Below are 16513 nucleotides of genomic sequence, written 5' to 3' on the forward strand. Positions count from 1 at the left end.
AGAAAAGTAAAAAAGATAACAATGTTTAAGAGTCCTATAAAAAAAAGGAGTGCAATACTGCACTCCTTTTTTTTATAATCTTTCTGTAATCCAATTTTTAAAATCGTAAAAATTGGTAGGATGTACTCCGTGGCCTACAGGATATTCTTTATAGCTATTTTTAATTCCTAAAGAGTTTAGTAATTCAGGAGCTTTTCTTGCCCAGTCTGGAGGAATTACTTGGTCTACACTTCCGTGAGAAATAAAATAATCTACCTTGTTTGTAGTAGGTTCATTTATTAAAAAGTCGTGATTAAAGTATCCGCTTAATGCCACTACGTACGGAACTTTTTCTGGATAGGTAAAGGTGTATGCATAGCTTAAAATAGCTCCTTGACTAAAACCAGTCATAAAAATTTTAGAAGTATCTATTTTGTATTTGTTGATGATTTCATCAATAAATACATTTAGCTTTTGTACAGATTCTTTTCCTTCATCAGGATCTGAGAATTTATTTTCATCTGCATCAAAAGTAATGCTATACCAAGCATAACCACCAAAAGGTAAAGCGGTAGGAGCTTGCACACTTACAACGAATGCTTCTTTGGGTAGTTCGCTAGCAAAGGAAAACAAATCGTCCATATTGCTACCGTAGCCATGAATTAATAATATTAAAGGTGCTTTTTCTGTGGTAGTTAAAGGTTCTCTAACTATATATTCTAAAGATAAATCTGTCATTAAGCTAAGGTTAAAATGCTGTTATTGTAAGAACCATATACTTTTCCAGAAGTTTCTTTTCCAATATAGGCACTGTTTGTAGAGGTTGATAAAATAGCCTCTTTAGTAAAAGTATTAGTTCCTTTTGTACTAAATAAACTCAAATTGGCTTTTTGTCCTATGTTGATAGAAGTACTTTCCAATCCAAAAATAGCTAGAGGAGCTGTTGTTATTTTTTCAATTAAAACATCAAGACCTAAAACAGTTTGTAAGCTTACAAATAAACTTTCCAAACCAATAGTTCCATCAATTGCATTGCTAAATTCTAATTTTTTATTTTCAATATCAATAGGATCGTGATCTGATGTGATAAAGTCTATTGTTCCATTTTTAACACCTTCTATTAAGGCATCAATGTCTTTTTGAGTTCTAAGGGGTGGAGCAATCTTATAGTTGGCATCAAAAGCGTGTAACTCATCATCTGTAATTGTTAAATGATCTGCACTTACACTACAAGTAACATGAAGTCCTTTGCTTTTAGCTTCTTTAATTAAGGCTACTGATTTTTGGGTACTAATGGTAGGAATGTGTAATCTACCTCCCGTGTATTCTAGTAAAAATAAATCTCTACTTACTTGTAATTCTTCTGCCAAAGCAGGAGTTCCTTTTAAACCTAAGTGCGTACTGTTAATTCCTTCGTTTACCACACCTTCACCTGCAATGTTACAGTTGTTAGGGTAGCTCATTACCAAACCATTAAAACTTTGAGTGTATTGCAAAGCTATTTTAATAAGATTGGCATTTTTGGTTCCTTTTTTATAATCGTTAAAAGCAATGGCACCTGCTTGTTGCATGTCGTACAGTTCTGCAATGTCTTGTCCTTTGCTTTCTTTGGTTAAACTTCCTATTGGATGAATGTTAACTCCTGTTCCAAAAGATTTTGTTTTTAGATAGTTTACAATGGATTTAGAATCTGTAAAAGGATAACAGTTAGAATTTAATCCTACCTGAGTAAAACCGCTTTTGGCAGCTACTTCTATTCCGTTGGCTATGGTTTCTCTGTCTTCGTAACCAGGTTCTCCAAAACTTACACTAGCATCAAACCAACCGTTAGATATGGTTAAATTGTCAAGTTTAACTTCTTGGCAATTATTAGGACAAGTAAGTTCTTTTTCTATTTTAGAAATATGACCGTTTTCAATTAAAACATCAGTTGTTTGATTGTGATGTTCGCTTTTAGGGTCAAAAATAGTAGCCGATTTTAGTAAAATATTCATGCTATAAAATGATTCAAGGTAGTTGAAAAAAGGTGTGTTGTGTTCCTAGAACTAGGAAAATAAACAATTGTACTCGGATGAGTTGAGCAGTAATTCGCAAAAAGATAGTTAGCGTTTCTTGTCATTGTTTAAAGATTAATCAAAGATACGCAAAGAAAATTAACTGCAATAATTTTCTAGAATGCCTTTTGCATATTTACTAGCAACTTTTTTGGTGAAAATAGGAAAATCAACAGGAGCACTATGGTCTGCTTTGTCTGATATGATTCTAATAATAGAAAAAGGAATTTTGTATTCGTAACAAACTTGAGCTACTGCAGCTCCTTCCATTTCTACACATTGTAAATTTGGAATGCTATTTTTAATGTTATTAAAACTGTTAGCATCACTAACAAACTCATCACCACTAGCAATAATTCCAGAGACTATTTTAGGACTCTGAATTCCAAATTCATTGGCTTCATTTATATTAATATGTTTCAAATAATTTTGCTGAAAGAGCGTAACAGACTCAAAAAGAGATTTGTTAGAGTTTGTATTTATATAAGTTATGCCTAGTAAAGGAATTTCTAATTTGGGAAATAGGGGAGAGGCATCCATGTCGTGTTGTACCAAAGAGGTTCCATATACAAGGTCTCCAATATTTAATTGTGAATCCATAGCTCCTGCAACCCCTGTAAAAATAATTTCGGAAGGAGAAAAACGGCTAATTAATTGTGTTGTAGTAATGGCAGCAGCTACTTTTCCCCATTTAGAAAAAACAAGAACTACTTTTTTAGTTTGTAAGGTTCCTGTGTAGTATTCACGATTTCCAAGAACCACAGTTTCTTTGTTTTTTAAAACGCATAAAAGTTCAGCCAATTCATCGTGCATGGCACTGATAATTCCTATCATATTTCTGAAGTTTCAATTTTACCATCTCTCATGGTTAATTTTCTATCGGCCATGTCTGCCAACTTTTCGTTGTGGGTAACAATCACAAAAGTTTGATCAAATTTATCTCTTAATTCAAAAAACAAATCGTGTAAATTGTTGGCACTTTCTGTATCTAAATTCCCACTAGGTTCATCTGCAAAAACAATAGCAGGCTGGTTTATTAAAGCTCTAGCTACCGCTACACGTTGTTGCTCTCCACCCGAAAGTTGATTTGGCTTACTTTCTGCCTTGTCTTTAATACCTAAAAAGTCTAATAATTCCAAAGCTCTTTTTTGGGTAGCATTGTCTTTTTTGTTTCCTATATATGCAGGAATACAAATATTTTCTAGCGCTGTAAATTCTGGCAATAATTGATGAAATTGAAAAACAAAACCAATGTGTTGATTTCTAAATTCAGATAGTTTTTTATCCTTTAAACCAACAGGATTCGTGTTGTTAATAATTAACTCACTATTAGGAATGTCATCAGGTTTGTCTAAGGTACTTACTATTTGTAAAAGCGTTGTTTTACCAGCACCAGAAGGTCCAACAATAGCAACTACTTCTCCTTTTTTAATATGGATATCAATCCCCTTTAAAACTTGGGTATTGTTAAATGTTTTCTGAATGTTTTTGGCTATTATCATAGGTAAGAAAGTATCAAAACGAAAGTACTAAAAAAGATACGATTCTGGCTTTTTTGTTAAATACTTATTTTTTAGCCAAAAATCTTTTAAGAATGAGGGAGTTAGTGAAACGATATTTATAAATTTGGAAATATTACACACAATTTTAAGAGAAGTTTTATGAATTTACACGAATTTCAAGGAAAAGAAATTTTAAAGAGTTTTGGAGTAAAAGTGCCTATGGAGCTTGTTGCATCAACACCTGAAGAAGCATTAGAAGCTGCAAATAAGATTCATGCAGAAAAAGGATGTACCGTTTTTGCAGTAAAAGCACAAATACATGCAGGTGGACGTGGTAAAGGTGGTGGTGTAAAAATCGCTAAATCTATCGAAGAAGTTAAAATGTATGCTGAGCAAATTTTAGGAATGATGTTGGTAACTCCTCAAACTTCGGCAGAAGGAAAAGAAGTACACCAAGTATTAATTGCTGAGAATGTTTATTACGATGGACCTTCTAAACCAGAGGAATACTACATGTCTGTTTTATTAAACAGAGCTACAGGTAGAAATATGATTATGTATTCTCCAGAAGGAGGTATGGATATTGAAGCCGTTGCAGAAGCAACACCTGAATTAATTTTTACAGAAGAAATAGATCCTGCTACAGGAATGTTACCATTTCAAGCTCGTAAAATAGCATTTAACTTAGGTTTGTCTGGTGCTGCTTTTAAAGACATGACAAAATTCGCTATGGCTTTGTATAAAGCTTACGAAGGGTCTGATTCTTCTTTATTTGAAATTAATCCAGTATTTAAAACTGCAGACGATCAAATTTTAGCTGTAGATGCAAAAGTTTCTTTAGATGAAAACGCATTGTACCGTCATAAAGATTATATAGAGTATAGAGATATTAAAGAAGAACACCCTACAGAAGTTGAGGCTAAAGCAGCAGGATTAAACTATGTAGCTTTAGATGGAAACGTAGGATGTATGGTAAACGGAGCTGGATTGGCAATGGGAACTATGGATTTAATAAAGCAAGCAGGAGGAGAGCCAGCTAACTTTTTAGATGTAGGAGGTACTGCAGATGCAGAAAGAGTAGAGACTGCTTTTGGAATTATCTTAAAAGATCCAAAAGTAAAAGCAATATTGGTAAATATTTTTGGAGGTATTGTACGTTGTGACCGTGTGGCACAAGGAGTTGTAGATGCTTACAAAAACATGGGAGACAGTATAAATGTACCTATTATTGTACGTTTACAAGGAACCAATGCTGTAGAAGCAAAAGCATTAATAGATGCAGAAGAAGGTTTAAATGTAATATCTGCTACAGAATTTCAAGAAGCTGCAGAAAAAGTACAAGAAGTATTGGTGGGATAATTCTCCAGTATTTTTTAAAATAGAAACTCCGTTTTCATTTGTTTGAAAACGGAGTTTTTGCGTTCTAAATAGTCTGTTTTTAGGGAGAGAAAACGTTCTAGAAGTTTTTAGAAAAAAATATAAGTTTTTCTAAAAAAATAGATTTCAATATCATTACTTTTATGCCGACTAAAAAAATAACTTATTTATATAAAAAATGAATTTACACGAATATCAAGGAAAAGAGATTCTAAGTAGTTTTGGAGTAAGAATACAAAGAGGAATTGTAGCTCAAACCCCAGATGAGGCTGTAGCTGCTGCAAAAGAATTAACAGAACAAACTGGAACAAGTTGGTACGTTGTTAAAGCTCAAGTTCATGCAGGTGGACGTGGTAAAGGTGGTGGAGTTAAATTAGCTAAATCTATTGATGAGGTAAAATCTATTTCTGATGATATTATTGGAATGATGTTAATTACCCCTCAAACTTCTGCCGAAGGTAAGTTGGTAAATCAAGTTTTAATTGCAGAGGATGTTTATTATCCTGGAGAAAGTGAAACTGAAGAGTTTTATGTTTCTGTTTTATTAAACAGAGCTACAGGTAGAAATATGGTTATGTATTCTCCAGAAGGAGGTATGGATATTGAAGAAGTTGCTGAAAAAACACCTGAATTAATTTTTACAGAAGAAATAGATCCTGCTACAGGAATTTTACCATTTCAGGCTCGTAAAATTGCTTTTAACTTAGGATTGTCAGGAAACGCTTTTAAAGAAATGACAAAATTCATTATGTCTTTATATAAAGCATATGAAAACTCTGATTCAGCCATGTTTGAAATTAACCCTGTGTTAAAAACTTCTGATGATAAAATTTTAGCCGTAGATGCAAAAGTTTCTTTAGATGAAAACGCATTGTACCGTCACAAAGATTATTTAGAGTATAGAGATATTCGCGAAGAGCATCCAACAGAAGTTGAGGCTAAAGCAGCAGGATTGAACTATGTTGCCTTAGATGGAAACGTAGGATGTATGGTAAACGGAGCTGGATTGGCAATGGGAACTATGGATTTAATAAAGCAAGCAGGAGGAGAGCCAGCTAACTTTTTAGATGTAGGAGGTACTGCAGATGCAGAAAGAGTAGAGACTGCTTTTGGAATTATCTTAAAAGACCCAAAAGTAAAGGCAATATTGGTGAATATTTTTGGAGGTATTGTACGTTGTGACCGTGTGGCACAAGGAGTTGTAGATGCTTACAAAAACATGGGAGACAGTATAAATGTACCTATTATTGTACGTTTACAAGGAACCAATGCTGTAGAAGCAAAAGCATTAATAGATGCAGAAGAAGGTTTAAATGTAATATCTGCTACAGAATTTCAAGAAGCTGCAGAAAAAGTACAAGAAGTATTGGTGGGATAATTTAGATCACTATAATTATATAAAAAAAGGCTCTGTTTTTACAGAGCCTTTTTGTTGGTTATTTTTTTAATACTTCTAATATAGTTTCAGGATCTAATCTTGTTGTGTAGTCTTCGGGAGTAAATGCATATAAAATAACACCCTTACTATCTACCACAAAGGTTGCAGGCATAGGTAATTCAAAATTAGTATTCCCATTGTGTTTTTCTATGTCAAGATTAAAAGCTTTATAAATGGTTTTAATTTCATCAGAAAGTTCAAAAGCTAAATTTAATTCTTTTGCATAGCTATTGTTGTCATCTGTTAGAATATCAAACTCTAAATTGTTTTTTTCTGAAGTACTTAAAGAATTGTCTGGAGTTTCGGGTGTAATAGCCACCAAATTAGTTCCTAATTCTTTTAGCTGAGGTAACAGATTATTTAAGGCTTTTAGTTCTAAGTTACAATAAGGACACCATCCACCTCTGTAAAAAGAAATTACCACTTTTCCTTTTGCCAAAATATCAGCTAAACTAATTGTAGTTCCTTTACTATTAGGTAAGTTAAAGTTGGGGATTACTTCTCCTTTTTTGGGAGCTTTTTCGGATAAGTGTTTGTCAACCAAATCTTGCGTAGCTTTGGTCATTTGGGCGTAAATTTCTTTAGGAATTTTAGCAACTCCTTCTTGTTTCTTTTGTAATAATTGTTCTGTTAAATTCATGTGTGTCTTTTTGTAGAATTTGTGTTACTTAATCAGTCGATATAAAACAAAAACCTATCTAAACACTTGTTTATAGATAGGTTTGTTTTTTAAGAAGAAATTGTTCTAGAAATAAAAAACTCAGCTAGAATAGCTGAGTTTTTTATTTAAATATCGTCAAAATTTACTTCGGTAAAATCGGCTGTGGCCAAGTTGTTTTCGTTGTAGTCGGCTTCGTCTTCTTTTTTAAAGTCTTTTTGGTGTCTTTCACTAATCACCTCTAAGCCTTTTTCGTTGATAATAAAATCCGTAGCTTCTTTTAATTGCTCATGGAACTCTACAAAATCTTCTTTGTATAAATAGATTTTGTGTTTCTGATAATGAAAACTCCCATCATCGTGCGTAAATTTTTTACTTTCTGTAATAGTTAAGTAATAATCTCCTGCTTTAGTAGATCTAACGTCAAAAAAATAGGTTCTTCTTCCTGCTCTTAGGATTTGAGAAAAAATTTCTTCTTGCCCTTCTCTTTCTTTCATTTTTTGCTGATTATTGTTATCTACTCAAATATATAAAAATAATTATTTTGAAGTAAATTATTCTATTTCTTTTTCTTCTAGCTGTTGCTTGTATATTTCTTGATAGATTCCTGCTTTGTTAACCAATTCAGAATGTGTTCCTTGTTGAGAAATTCTTCCTTCATCTAACACAATAACTTTGTCAGCATTTTGTGCTGCACTAATACGGTGGCTAACAATAATGGTTGTGTTGTGAGCACTTATCTTTTTTAGATTAGATAATATTTTTTCTTCGGTTTCTGTATCAACAGCAGACAAACAATCATCAAAAATATAAATTTGAGGAGCTTTGATAATAGCCCTAGCAATAGATACACGTTGTTTTTGTCCACCAGAAAGAGTCACACCTCTTTCTCCTAAAACGGTATCGTATTTTTTAGTAAAGCCCATAATATTATTGTGTACTACGGCTTTTTTAGCAGCATCTTCAATTTCTTCTTGTGTTGCATCTTCTTTACCAAAACGGATGTTGTTTCCTAAAGTATCTGAAAATAGAAATGGGTCTTGTGGCACAAAACCAATGTGATTTCTTAAGTTGTATAAATTGTGTTTGTCAATAGAAATTCCATCTACTAAGACTGTTCCTAAAGTAGCATCGTAGAGTCTACCTACAAGATTTAAAATACTAGATTTTCCGGAACCTGTTTTTCCTAAAATGGCTAGGGTTTCTCCTGGGTTTACCTTAAAACTAATCTCTTTAAGAGCCGTAATATCGGTATCGTCATAAGTAAGAGCTACGTTTTTAAATTCAATAGCTCCTTTAATAGGAATTATATCTTCTGTAGGATTAACAATTTCGGGTTCTTGTTTTAAAAATTCATTAATTCTTTTTTGAGAAGCTTCTGCTTGTTGAATGGTAGAGGTTACCCAACCTACAATAGCTACTGGCCATGTAAGCATGTTGGTGTACATAATAAACTCTGCAATTACTCCAATGCTAATGTGTCCTTTTATGTACTGCATTCCCCCTACATATAAAACAATTAGGTTAGAGGCCCCAATTAATAAAATCATTAAAGGAAAAAAGAAGGCTTGAATTTTAAATAATTCGATGTTTTTATTTTTATTTTCTTCTGCAATCTCTAAAAAATCATTTTTAGTAATTCCCTCAATAGCATAAGATTTTACCACATTCATTCCCGAGAAAATTTCTTGAGTATAAGTAGTAAGCTTAGATAATTGTTCTTGTACTTTGGTGCTTTTTAAGTGAATGTGCTTGCTTAAAACAAAAATTGAAATAGATAAAATGGGAAAAGGAATTAAAGTAAATAGGGTAAGCTTTATGTCTATTTGTACCATTTTATAGATGGCCACAGAAAACATAACCAACATGTTAATGGTGTACATAATAGCAGGTCCTACATACATACGTACTTTACCAACATCCTCACTAATACGGTTCATTAAATCTCCCGTTCTGTTTTTTTTGTAAAAGTTTAAACTTAAACGCTGGTACTGTTCGTACACTTTGTTTTTTAAATCAAACTCAACCAACCTAGACGTTACAATAATGGTTTGTCTCATTAAAAAAGTAAAGAATCCAGATAAAAGTGCTAAACCAATAATTAATAAAATATTAAAGAGCAATTCTTTTTTAACAATGTCTAAATCTGTAATAATTCCTTTTTGGTAATCGCTGGCAGCGTTGATGGAGTTTTTTACAATTTCGGGAACTTTTACAGCCAAATACCTTGAGGCTATAGAAATTAAAATTCCTAGTAAAAGTCTGAATCTATATTTATAGAAAAATTGATTGATATATTTTAATTCTTTCATGGAAAGGGAGGTGGCTATTTGTGTTTACGAAGATACTAGAATTTTGTAATTTAAGCTTGTCAATTTATATGCCAAATGGCAAGGTATGTTTAAAACTTCGTTAATATTTTTAAACGAATCTTTTCACATCATTTAATTAAGTGTTACTTTTGTAGTCGTAAAACTATATAAGTTCTTTCAAATGATTAACAGAAGACATATTCGTGTAAAGGTGATGCAATCGGTTTATGCGATTACTCATTCTAAGAGTGATAATATTGTTAAAGAAGAAAAATTCTTAAGACAAAGTATTGATAAGCTATACGATTTGTACGTATTGTCTTTAGATATGATTGTAAGAGTTAATCAACTAGCACAAAATACTCAAGAAGCTGCTAAAAGAAAGCACTTTGTAACAGCTGAAGAGCTAAAACCCAACAAAAAATTTATTGACAACAAAGTAATTAACATTTTTAAAGAAAGTGTTTCCTTACAAAGTTATATAGAAGAAAACCATTTAAATAATTGGTATTTAGATGATAAGTACGTGTCTAATATTTATACAGAATTATTAGCTAGTGACTTGTATAAAGAATACATGGCAGAAGAAGAAACTTCTTTTAAAGCCGATGTAAGATTTGTAGTAAAGTTTTTTGCAGAATTTATTGCACCTAGTGATAAGTTAGCAGAATACTACGAAGGAGAGAACATTAGCTGGGCTGATGATATTCCTTTTGTAAATACTTGGATTGTTAAAACCATACAAGAGTTAAAAGAAAACAACACTTTTGTGTTAGGTAAATTGTATAAGAACAGTGATGATGAGGCATATGCTTCTGAATTGTTTAGAAAAACAGTTTTAAACTTACCTCAATTTGAAGAAGAAATCGTTGATAAAACTCCTAACTGGGAAACAGATCGTATTGCAGATTTAGACATGATTTTAATTAAAATGGCTATCTGTGAATTTTTAAAATTCCCATCTATTCCTGTTAAAGCCACCATAAATGAGTATTTAGAAATTGCTAAAGACTATTCTACCGATAAAAGTAGTGTGTTTATTAACGGAGTTTTAGATAAAATTTGGAAAGATTTTCAGGCAACAGACCGATTGAACAAAATAGGAAGAGGAATGTTATAAAATCTATTTTATAGATTGATATTTTAACGTTTCTATTATATTTGAACTGTGTAAAACAGTGTAAATAAAAAACAAAATAAATTTAAAATGATAGTATTACAAGAAAGCCCAATGAGCCCAATGTTTTTAGTTGTGATGGTAATTTTCATCGTATTTTTTATGATAATTCCACAAGTAAGAAAATCTAGAAACGAAAAGAAATTTAAAGAATCTTTAGTAAAAGGGACTAAAGTGATTACTTCTGGTGGTATTCACGGGAAATTAATAGAAATTAACGAAGGAACTGTAATGATTGAAACCAATGCAGGGAAATTGTTGTTAGAAAAATCGGCTTTAAACATAGAGTTGACTAAAAAATACAACGCTCCAGAAAAAAAATAGTGTTTTAAACATATTTTATAAAAACGTCTTTAGTTCTGCTAAAGACGTTTTTTGTTTTATAGAATATACAATTAATAAGAACCATTTGTTAATTTAGCATCTATGACAGATAAGAAAAAGTTTATTACCTATAGATTTAATAAAAGAAGAGATTCCATTTTTTTACTCTTTGTTTTAGGAACATTTATCTTTTGGTTTTTAAATAAATTATCTAAAGATTACATACAGGTGGTAAGTTATACCATAGAATATGTAGATCTACCTAATCAGTTTGTTTTTCAGGAAGATCCGTTAAAACAACTCTCTTTTAGAGTAGAGTCCGATGGATTTTATTTTTTTTCTCATGCATTTAAAAGTAATCGAATTCAAATTTCTTTAGAACATATCAAAAGAAAAGATGAATACAGTTATTATTTACCCAATGCCGAGTTAAAAAAACAAGTAAGAGCTACTATTAAAGATAAAATCAACCTTTTAGATATTATAGAAGATACTGTAGAGGTAAAGCTAGGAGCCAAAAGTTTTAAAAAAGTACCTGTAGTTCCAAATATTTCTATCAAATATCAACCAGGATACAATTCCTTTACCGGAATTAAATTAATTCCAGATTCTTTGGTGGTGTCTGGTCCTGCCATGCAGGTTTCTAAAGTAAATAAAGTACACTTAGCAGCTTTTGTAAAAAAAGATGTGATCAATCCTATTGATGAGAAAATAGAAATTTTAAAACCCAAAGTTCCAAAAATAGAGTTTGATAAAGAATATGTTGAATTAAAAGTAGAAGTGGAAAAAATTACAGAAAAATCTTTAATGGTTCCTGTACAAATTATAAACTCTCCTTTTGAAGATGTGGTTGTATATCCTAAAAAAGTAAAGGTTACCTGTCAGGTACGTTTGTCGCAATTTAACGCTGTAAAGGTAAAAGATTTTACAGTTATTTGTGATTATAACAATAGAGGTACAAAACACATAAAAATAGAATTGGTTAAAAAATCAGCGGTAGTTTCTGGAGCAAAATTAAATACAGATCAAGTAGAATACTTAATATTAAAGTAATGGTTGTAGGCTTAACAGGTGGAATTGGAAGTGGAAAAAGTACAGTGCTTAATGAGTTTAAACTACTTGGAGTACCTGTATATATTGCGGATGTAGAAGCTAAACATATTATGAATACTTCGCTTGTTGTTAAAGAAAAAATAATAGCTTTATTAGGTACATATGCTTACCATAACCATCAATTAAATAGAAAGTATATTGCAGATAAAGTTTTTAATCATAAAGAGTTACTTGCACAGTTAAACGCTATTGTTCATCCTGCCGTTCATCAACATTTTAAAGAGTTTGTCGCAAAGCAAACAGCTACTTATTTAGTCTATGAAAACGCAATTTTGTTTGAAAACAATAGTGAAAAATTATGCGATAAAGTAATTGTTGTTACTGCTTCTGAAGAAAACAGAATCTCTAGAGTTATTAAAAGAGATGGTGTTGCAAAAGAAGCTGTATTGGCTAGAATGAAAAATCAATGGAGTCAGGAAGCTAAAATTAAAAAAGCTGATTTTGTCATTCAGAATGATGATATTTTAATATTAAAAGAGCAAGTCTTAAAAATTCATCAGGAATTGATTGAAATTAATTTGTAATTTAAGTGCTATCAAAAAAAAATAATACCATATTTTAATTTGAAGCGTTTATATTTGTCCAACGTTTAGAATTTACATGAGATATATAATTATAACTATTTTAGTTTTTCTTTCTCAAAATCTGTTTTCACAAACAGGTGGTGAAACCGTTTACGCATTTCTAAATGCACCTACTTCTGCAAAACAAATTGCATTAGGTGGAGTTACTTTAACGAGTAGAGATGATGTTTCTCAACTACTTTGGAACCCATCATCAGTAAACAGCAAGGTAGATGGAGATTTGTCTGTAAACTTTGTGAATTATATAGCAGATATTAACGTAGGTTCTTTGGTATATGCAAAATCTATCAAACCAGAATATGGAACTGCATTTTTAGGAATTCAGTATTTTGGATATGGAGATTTAGAAAGAACAGAAGCTTCAGGACCCGAAGTCATAGGAACTTTTTCTGCCAGAGATATTTCTTTTAATTTGGGATACGGATATACCTATAAACAAGTTGCTTTTGGAGCCACTATAAAATACGTATCATCTAAGTTAGACACCTATACATCTTCTGCTATTTTATACGATTTAGGAGTTACTTATTTACATCCAGATTTACCATTTGTTGCTTCTTTAGTCGTTAGAAATTCAGGAGAACAATTAACTCAGTATTTAGATAGAGAAGAAAAAGTAAGCAAAAATGTAATTTTAGCAGCCGAGTATAGATTAGAACACGTGCCCATTAAAATTTATGGAGCTATAGATGATTTAAGTAATTGGGATATTAGTGAACCCAATCCATCTAAAGATAAAACGGATTTAAATGATAACGTAACCTCAGAAAAAATTAGTGATATTTCTAATGCTTTAAGACATGTTTCTTTAGGAGCAGAACTTTGGCCAGAAAAAAAGCTAAATTTAAGAATAGGATACAATCACCGTAGATCACAAGAATTTCAATTAAACGAGGTAAGAACAGCAGCCGGTCTTTCTTACGGGTTCGGAATTAATACAAAGTACATTAAGTTTGATTATGCTTTTGCTAAGTTTCAAGAAGGAGCAAAGTATAGTACTTTTGGATTAACACTACATTTATAATTTTATGGAATCAAAAATTATTGTTGCTATTGATGGATTTTCATCAACAGGAAAAAGCACAGTAGCCAAACAATTAGCCAAACATTTAGGATATATTTATGTAGACACAGGTGCTATGTATAGAACTGTTGCTTTGTATGCTTTACAAAACGGATATGCTAAGGATGGAAAAGTTCAAGAAAAATTATTGATTGCTAACTTAGCAAATATTCATATTTCTTTTCAGTACAATCCCTCTTTAGGGTTTTCAGAAGTGTACTTAAACACTGTAAACGTTGAAACTGAAATAAGAGGAATGGAAGTTTCTTCTTATGTAAGTAAAGTAGCTGCCATTTCTGCTGTTAGACAAAAATTAGTAGCCTTACAACAGCAAATGGGAGAGTCTAAAGGAATTGTTATGGATGGTAGAGATATTGGTACCGTAGTGTTTCCTAATGCAGAATTAAAGTTGTTTATGACAGCATCTGCTGAAACAAGAGCTCAAAGAAGATACGACGAGTTAAAGCAAAAAGGCGATACCACAGTTACTTTTGATGAGGTTTACAACAATGTAGTAGAACGAGATCATATAGATACCACACGGAAAGATTCACCATTAGTAATGGCTGATGATGCGGTAGAAGTAGACAATTCAAATCTATCAAGAGAAGAACAGTTTACTTATATTTTATCTTTAGTAAAAGCGAAGCTTTAAGGGATGTTTAAATACTTATGAGTTTGTAAAGAAATTTTCCATTGAGGATTTTTCATTACATAATCTACAATTTGTGGAGTCATTGTTTCTTTTTTACTCCATTCAGGTTGCAGGTACAAAGTACATTTATCAGAAACTTTAGCCGCTTGTTGCTCAGCAAATTCAAAATCACTTTTGTTGTGAATAATCATTTTTAATTCGTGAGCTTCTGGGTAAATACCCTCCAAAGGTAATTTTGTTTTTTTAGGAGATAAACAAATCCAGTTCCACTGTCCACTTAACGGATAAGCCCCCGAAGTTTCTATATGCGTTTGCAAGCCTTTATTTTGTAAAGAAGAGGTTAAGTATTGCATATCCCACATTAAAGGTTCTCCACCTGTAATTACAATAGTTTTGTATTTACTAGCGTTTTCTACAATAATGTCAGCATGTGTAGGTGGGTGTAAATTAGCATCCCAACTTTCTTTTACATCACACCAATGGCAACCCACGTCACAACCTCCAACTCTAATAAAGTAAGCAGCTGTTCCTGTATGATTTCCTTCACCTTGTATGGTGTAGAATTCTTCCATTAACGGAAGCATAACTCCTTTGTTTACAAGTTCTTTGGTTTTAGTATCCATGCGTTTTGTTTTGTGGAGTGCAAAGATACAAGAAATTAAAGAATAAAAATTATTTGTGACCTAAAGGTTTTAAACGTTCATAAACTATAGGATTTGTGTAACTTTGGGGTTTAAATTTTATACTAAAGATGAAGAAACTAATTTCCCTTTTTACCGTTTGTTTACTTGTTTTTGCTTGTTCTAAGCCAGATACTACTATTGCGTTAAACAAAGTAGGTGCTATTACCAACCATACAACCATACAAGATTTAGCAACGTTATTTAAAAACGATTCTATTGTATCAAGATATAGTGAAGGTGATTTAGGAAACATAAATGATTATGTTTTAGATAATGATACACACTTGATTTATGCAAAAGGAGGAGAGTTGTTGTTGTCAATATCTCCTGTTAACCCTTTAGATTCTGTTTCTAAAATAAAAAGCGTTACCGTATTTAGTGAAGCTTATCAAACAAAAGAAGAGGTTGGGGTGGCTTCAACATTTAATGATGTAAACGTAAATCATACCATAGAAAAATTAGAGGCAAGCTTTAAATCTGTTACTGTTTTTGTAAAAGACATTAATGCTACTTTTACTATGGATAAACAAGAATTAGGAATTAAAACATTTACTTTAGGAATTGTAGACAAAGCTCAAATTCCAGGAGATGCTAAATTTACTTCACTAACCATTTGGTTGGAGGAATAGTTGGTTTAGAAGCTCATAAAAAAAGGCATCCTAAAATTTAGGATGCCTTTTGTATTTTATCATAGTAGAGAACTAAACTTAAGCTTTTTGTTCTCCAGCTAATAAAGTGTTTTTTAATAACATAGCAATGGTCATTGGACCTACCCCTCCTGGAACAGGAGTAATAAAACTTGCTTTTGGTGCTACAGATTCAAAATGAACATCACCTGCTAAACGGAAACCGCTCTTTTTAGTAGCATCGTCTAAACGAGTAATTCCTACATCAATAATAGTAACTCCTTCTTTTACCATATCACCTGTTAAGAATTCTGCCACTCCTAATGCTACTACAATAATGTCAGCATTTAAAGTTAATTCTTTTAAGTTTTTGGTTCTAGAATGTGCTACGGTAACGGTAGCATCACCTGCAGCTCTTTTTTGAGACATTAAAATACTCATAGGACGACCTACAATATGAGAACGACCAATGACTACTACGTTTTTACCCGAAGTAGGAACTTTGTAACGTTCTAACAATTCCATAACTCCATAAGGAGTAGCAGGTAAAAAAGTAGGTAATTCTAAAGCCATTCTACCTACGTTTGTAGGATGGAATCCATCAACATCTTTGGTAGCATCAACGGCTAATAAAACTTTGTGCTCATCAATGTGCTTAGGTAATGGTAATTGTACAATGTAACCATCAACCGCATCATTATTGTTTAGCTCATCAATCTTAGCTAACAATTCAGCTTCGGTAGTTTCTTCTGGTAATTCTACTAAAGTAGAATCAAAACCAACTAATTCACAAGCTTTTACTTTAGCTCCTACATAGGTTTTACTAGCACCATCATTCCCAACAATTACTGCTGCTAAATGAGGTGTTTTTTTACCTTGTGCTTTTAATTCTTTTACTTTTTCTGCAATTTCAGCTTTGATGTCTGCAGAGGTTTTTTTACCGTCTAATATTGTCATCTTGTTGTTTT

Annotated in this window: 18 protein-coding genes; 9 read left to right on the top strand and 9 right to left on the bottom strand. The window is 31.9% G+C overall.

Annotated features, from left to right (window positions below):
- Positions 1–72 precede the first annotated feature (72 nt).
- The 4 genes from GGR97_RS13020 to GGR97_RS13035 form a co-directional block, all read right to left on the bottom strand.
- On the bottom strand, positions 73–717 hold the full coding sequence (locus GGR97_RS13020) for an alpha/beta hydrolase (RefSeq protein ID WP_167898963.1): 645 nt from the start codon (positions 715–717) through the stop codon (positions 73–75).
- Positions 717–1973, bottom strand: a complete 1257-nt coding sequence (locus GGR97_RS13025; protein WP_167898964.1) for a dihydroorotase — start codon at positions 1971–1973, stop codon at positions 717–719. The genes GGR97_RS13020 and GGR97_RS13025 overlap by 1 nt, the downstream gene beginning before the upstream one ends.
- A gap of 159 nt (positions 1974–2132) precedes the next feature.
- The gene (locus GGR97_RS13030; RefSeq protein ID WP_167898965.1) at positions 2133–2867 is read right to left on the bottom strand and encodes a 5'-methylthioadenosine/adenosylhomocysteine nucleosidase; all 735 of its coding nucleotides are present in this window, start codon (positions 2865–2867) and stop codon (positions 2133–2135) included.
- A complete protein-coding gene (locus tag GGR97_RS13035; RefSeq protein WP_167898966.1) occupies positions 2864–3535 on the bottom strand; it encodes an ABC transporter ATP-binding protein in 672 nt (223 codons plus the stop codon). Before GGR97_RS13035 ends, GGR97_RS13030 begins: the two co-directional genes overlap by 4 nt.
- 159 nt (positions 3536–3694) lie before the next feature.
- On the opposite strand from GGR97_RS13035, the gene sucC (GGR97_RS13040) reads away from it, so the two are divergent.
- A complete protein-coding gene (gene sucC / locus GGR97_RS13040; protein WP_167898967.1) occupies positions 3695–4894 on the top strand; it encodes an ADP-forming succinate--CoA ligase subunit beta in 1200 nt (399 codons plus the stop codon).
- A 196-nt stretch (positions 4895–5090) separates the two neighbouring features.
- Entirely contained in the window at positions 5091–6290 is a 1200-nt protein-coding gene (sucC, locus tag GGR97_RS13045) for an ADP-forming succinate--CoA ligase subunit beta (RefSeq protein WP_167898968.1), read from the top strand.
- Between the two features lie 58 nt (positions 6291–6348).
- On the opposite strand, the gene GGR97_RS13050 is transcribed toward sucC (GGR97_RS13045), so the two are convergent.
- From GGR97_RS13050 to GGR97_RS13060, 3 genes are all read right to left on the bottom strand, one after another.
- Entirely contained in the window at positions 6349–6990 is a 642-nt protein-coding gene (locus tag GGR97_RS13050) for a peroxiredoxin-like family protein (RefSeq protein WP_167898969.1), read from the bottom strand.
- Positions 6991–7136: 146 nt separating this feature from the next.
- A complete protein-coding gene (locus GGR97_RS13055) occupies positions 7137–7505 on the bottom strand; it encodes a PUR family DNA/RNA-binding protein (protein WP_167898970.1) in 369 nt (122 codons plus the stop codon).
- Between the two features lie 57 nt (positions 7506–7562).
- The gene (locus tag GGR97_RS13060; protein ID WP_167898971.1) at positions 7563–9320 is read right to left on the bottom strand and encodes an ABC transporter ATP-binding protein; all 1758 of its coding nucleotides are present in this window, start codon (positions 9318–9320) and stop codon (positions 7563–7565) included.
- Positions 9321–9501: 181 nt separating this feature from the next.
- On the opposite strand from GGR97_RS13060, the gene nusB reads away from it, so the two are divergent.
- From nusB to cmk, 6 genes are all read left to right on the top strand, one after another.
- Positions 9502–10440 carry a transcription antitermination factor NusB gene (gene nusB / locus GGR97_RS13065; protein ID WP_167898972.1) on the top strand — a complete coding sequence of 313 codons (939 nt, stop codon included), beginning with the start codon at positions 9502–9504 and terminating at the stop codon, positions 10438–10440.
- Positions 10441–10527: 87 nt separating this feature from the next.
- A complete protein-coding gene (gene yajC / locus GGR97_RS13070; RefSeq protein WP_167898973.1) occupies positions 10528–10821 on the top strand; it encodes a preprotein translocase subunit YajC in 294 nt (97 codons plus the stop codon).
- Positions 10822–10923: 102 nt separating this feature from the next.
- A complete protein-coding gene (locus GGR97_RS13075; protein WP_167898974.1) occupies positions 10924–11874 on the top strand; it encodes a YbbR-like domain-containing protein in 951 nt (316 codons plus the stop codon).
- Positions 11874–12458 carry a dephospho-CoA kinase gene (gene coaE, locus GGR97_RS13080; protein WP_167898975.1) on the top strand — a complete coding sequence of 195 codons (585 nt, stop codon included), beginning with the start codon at positions 11874–11876 and terminating at the stop codon, positions 12456–12458. The genes GGR97_RS13075 and coaE overlap by 1 nt, the downstream gene beginning before the upstream one ends.
- A gap of 76 nt (positions 12459–12534) precedes the next feature.
- Positions 12535–13542 carry a type IX secretion system protein PorQ gene (gene porQ, locus GGR97_RS13085; protein WP_167898976.1) on the top strand — a complete coding sequence of 336 codons (1008 nt, stop codon included), beginning with the start codon at positions 12535–12537 and terminating at the stop codon, positions 13540–13542.
- 4 nt (positions 13543–13546) lie between these two features.
- Positions 13547–14236 carry a (d)CMP kinase gene (gene cmk, locus GGR97_RS13090; RefSeq protein WP_167898977.1) on the top strand — a complete coding sequence of 230 codons (690 nt, stop codon included), beginning with the start codon at positions 13547–13549 and terminating at the stop codon, positions 14234–14236.
- On the opposite strand, the gene GGR97_RS13095 is transcribed toward cmk, so the two are convergent.
- Complete coding sequence (locus tag GGR97_RS13095; RefSeq protein WP_167898978.1) at positions 14233–14859, bottom strand: 7-carboxy-7-deazaguanine synthase QueE; 627 nt, start codon at positions 14857–14859, stop codon at positions 14233–14235. The two genes, cmk and GGR97_RS13095, sit on opposite strands and share 4 nt — an antisense overlap.
- Positions 14860–14987: 128 nt before the next feature.
- Here GGR97_RS13095 and GGR97_RS13100 point away from each other — a divergent pair, with 128 nt between their 5' ends.
- Positions 14988–15548: a hypothetical protein gene (locus tag GGR97_RS13100; protein WP_167898979.1), complete on the top strand. Its 561-nt coding sequence runs from the start codon at positions 14988–14990 to the stop codon at positions 15546–15548.
- A 78-nt stretch (positions 15549–15626) separates the two neighbouring features.
- Here the strand turns inward: GGR97_RS13100 and GGR97_RS13105 are convergent, their stop codons facing one another.
- Positions 15627–16502: a bifunctional 5,10-methylenetetrahydrofolate dehydrogenase/5,10-methenyltetrahydrofolate cyclohydrolase gene (locus GGR97_RS13105; protein ID WP_167898980.1), complete on the bottom strand. Its 876-nt coding sequence runs from the start codon at positions 16500–16502 to the stop codon at positions 15627–15629.
- Between the last annotated feature and the right edge of the window lie 11 nt (positions 16503–16513).

Origin of the sequence: Wenyingzhuangia aestuarii (assembly GCF_011927765.1) — a bacterium.
Taxonomy (GTDB): domain Bacteria; phylum Bacteroidota; class Bacteroidia; order Flavobacteriales; family Flavobacteriaceae; genus Wenyingzhuangia; species Wenyingzhuangia aestuarii.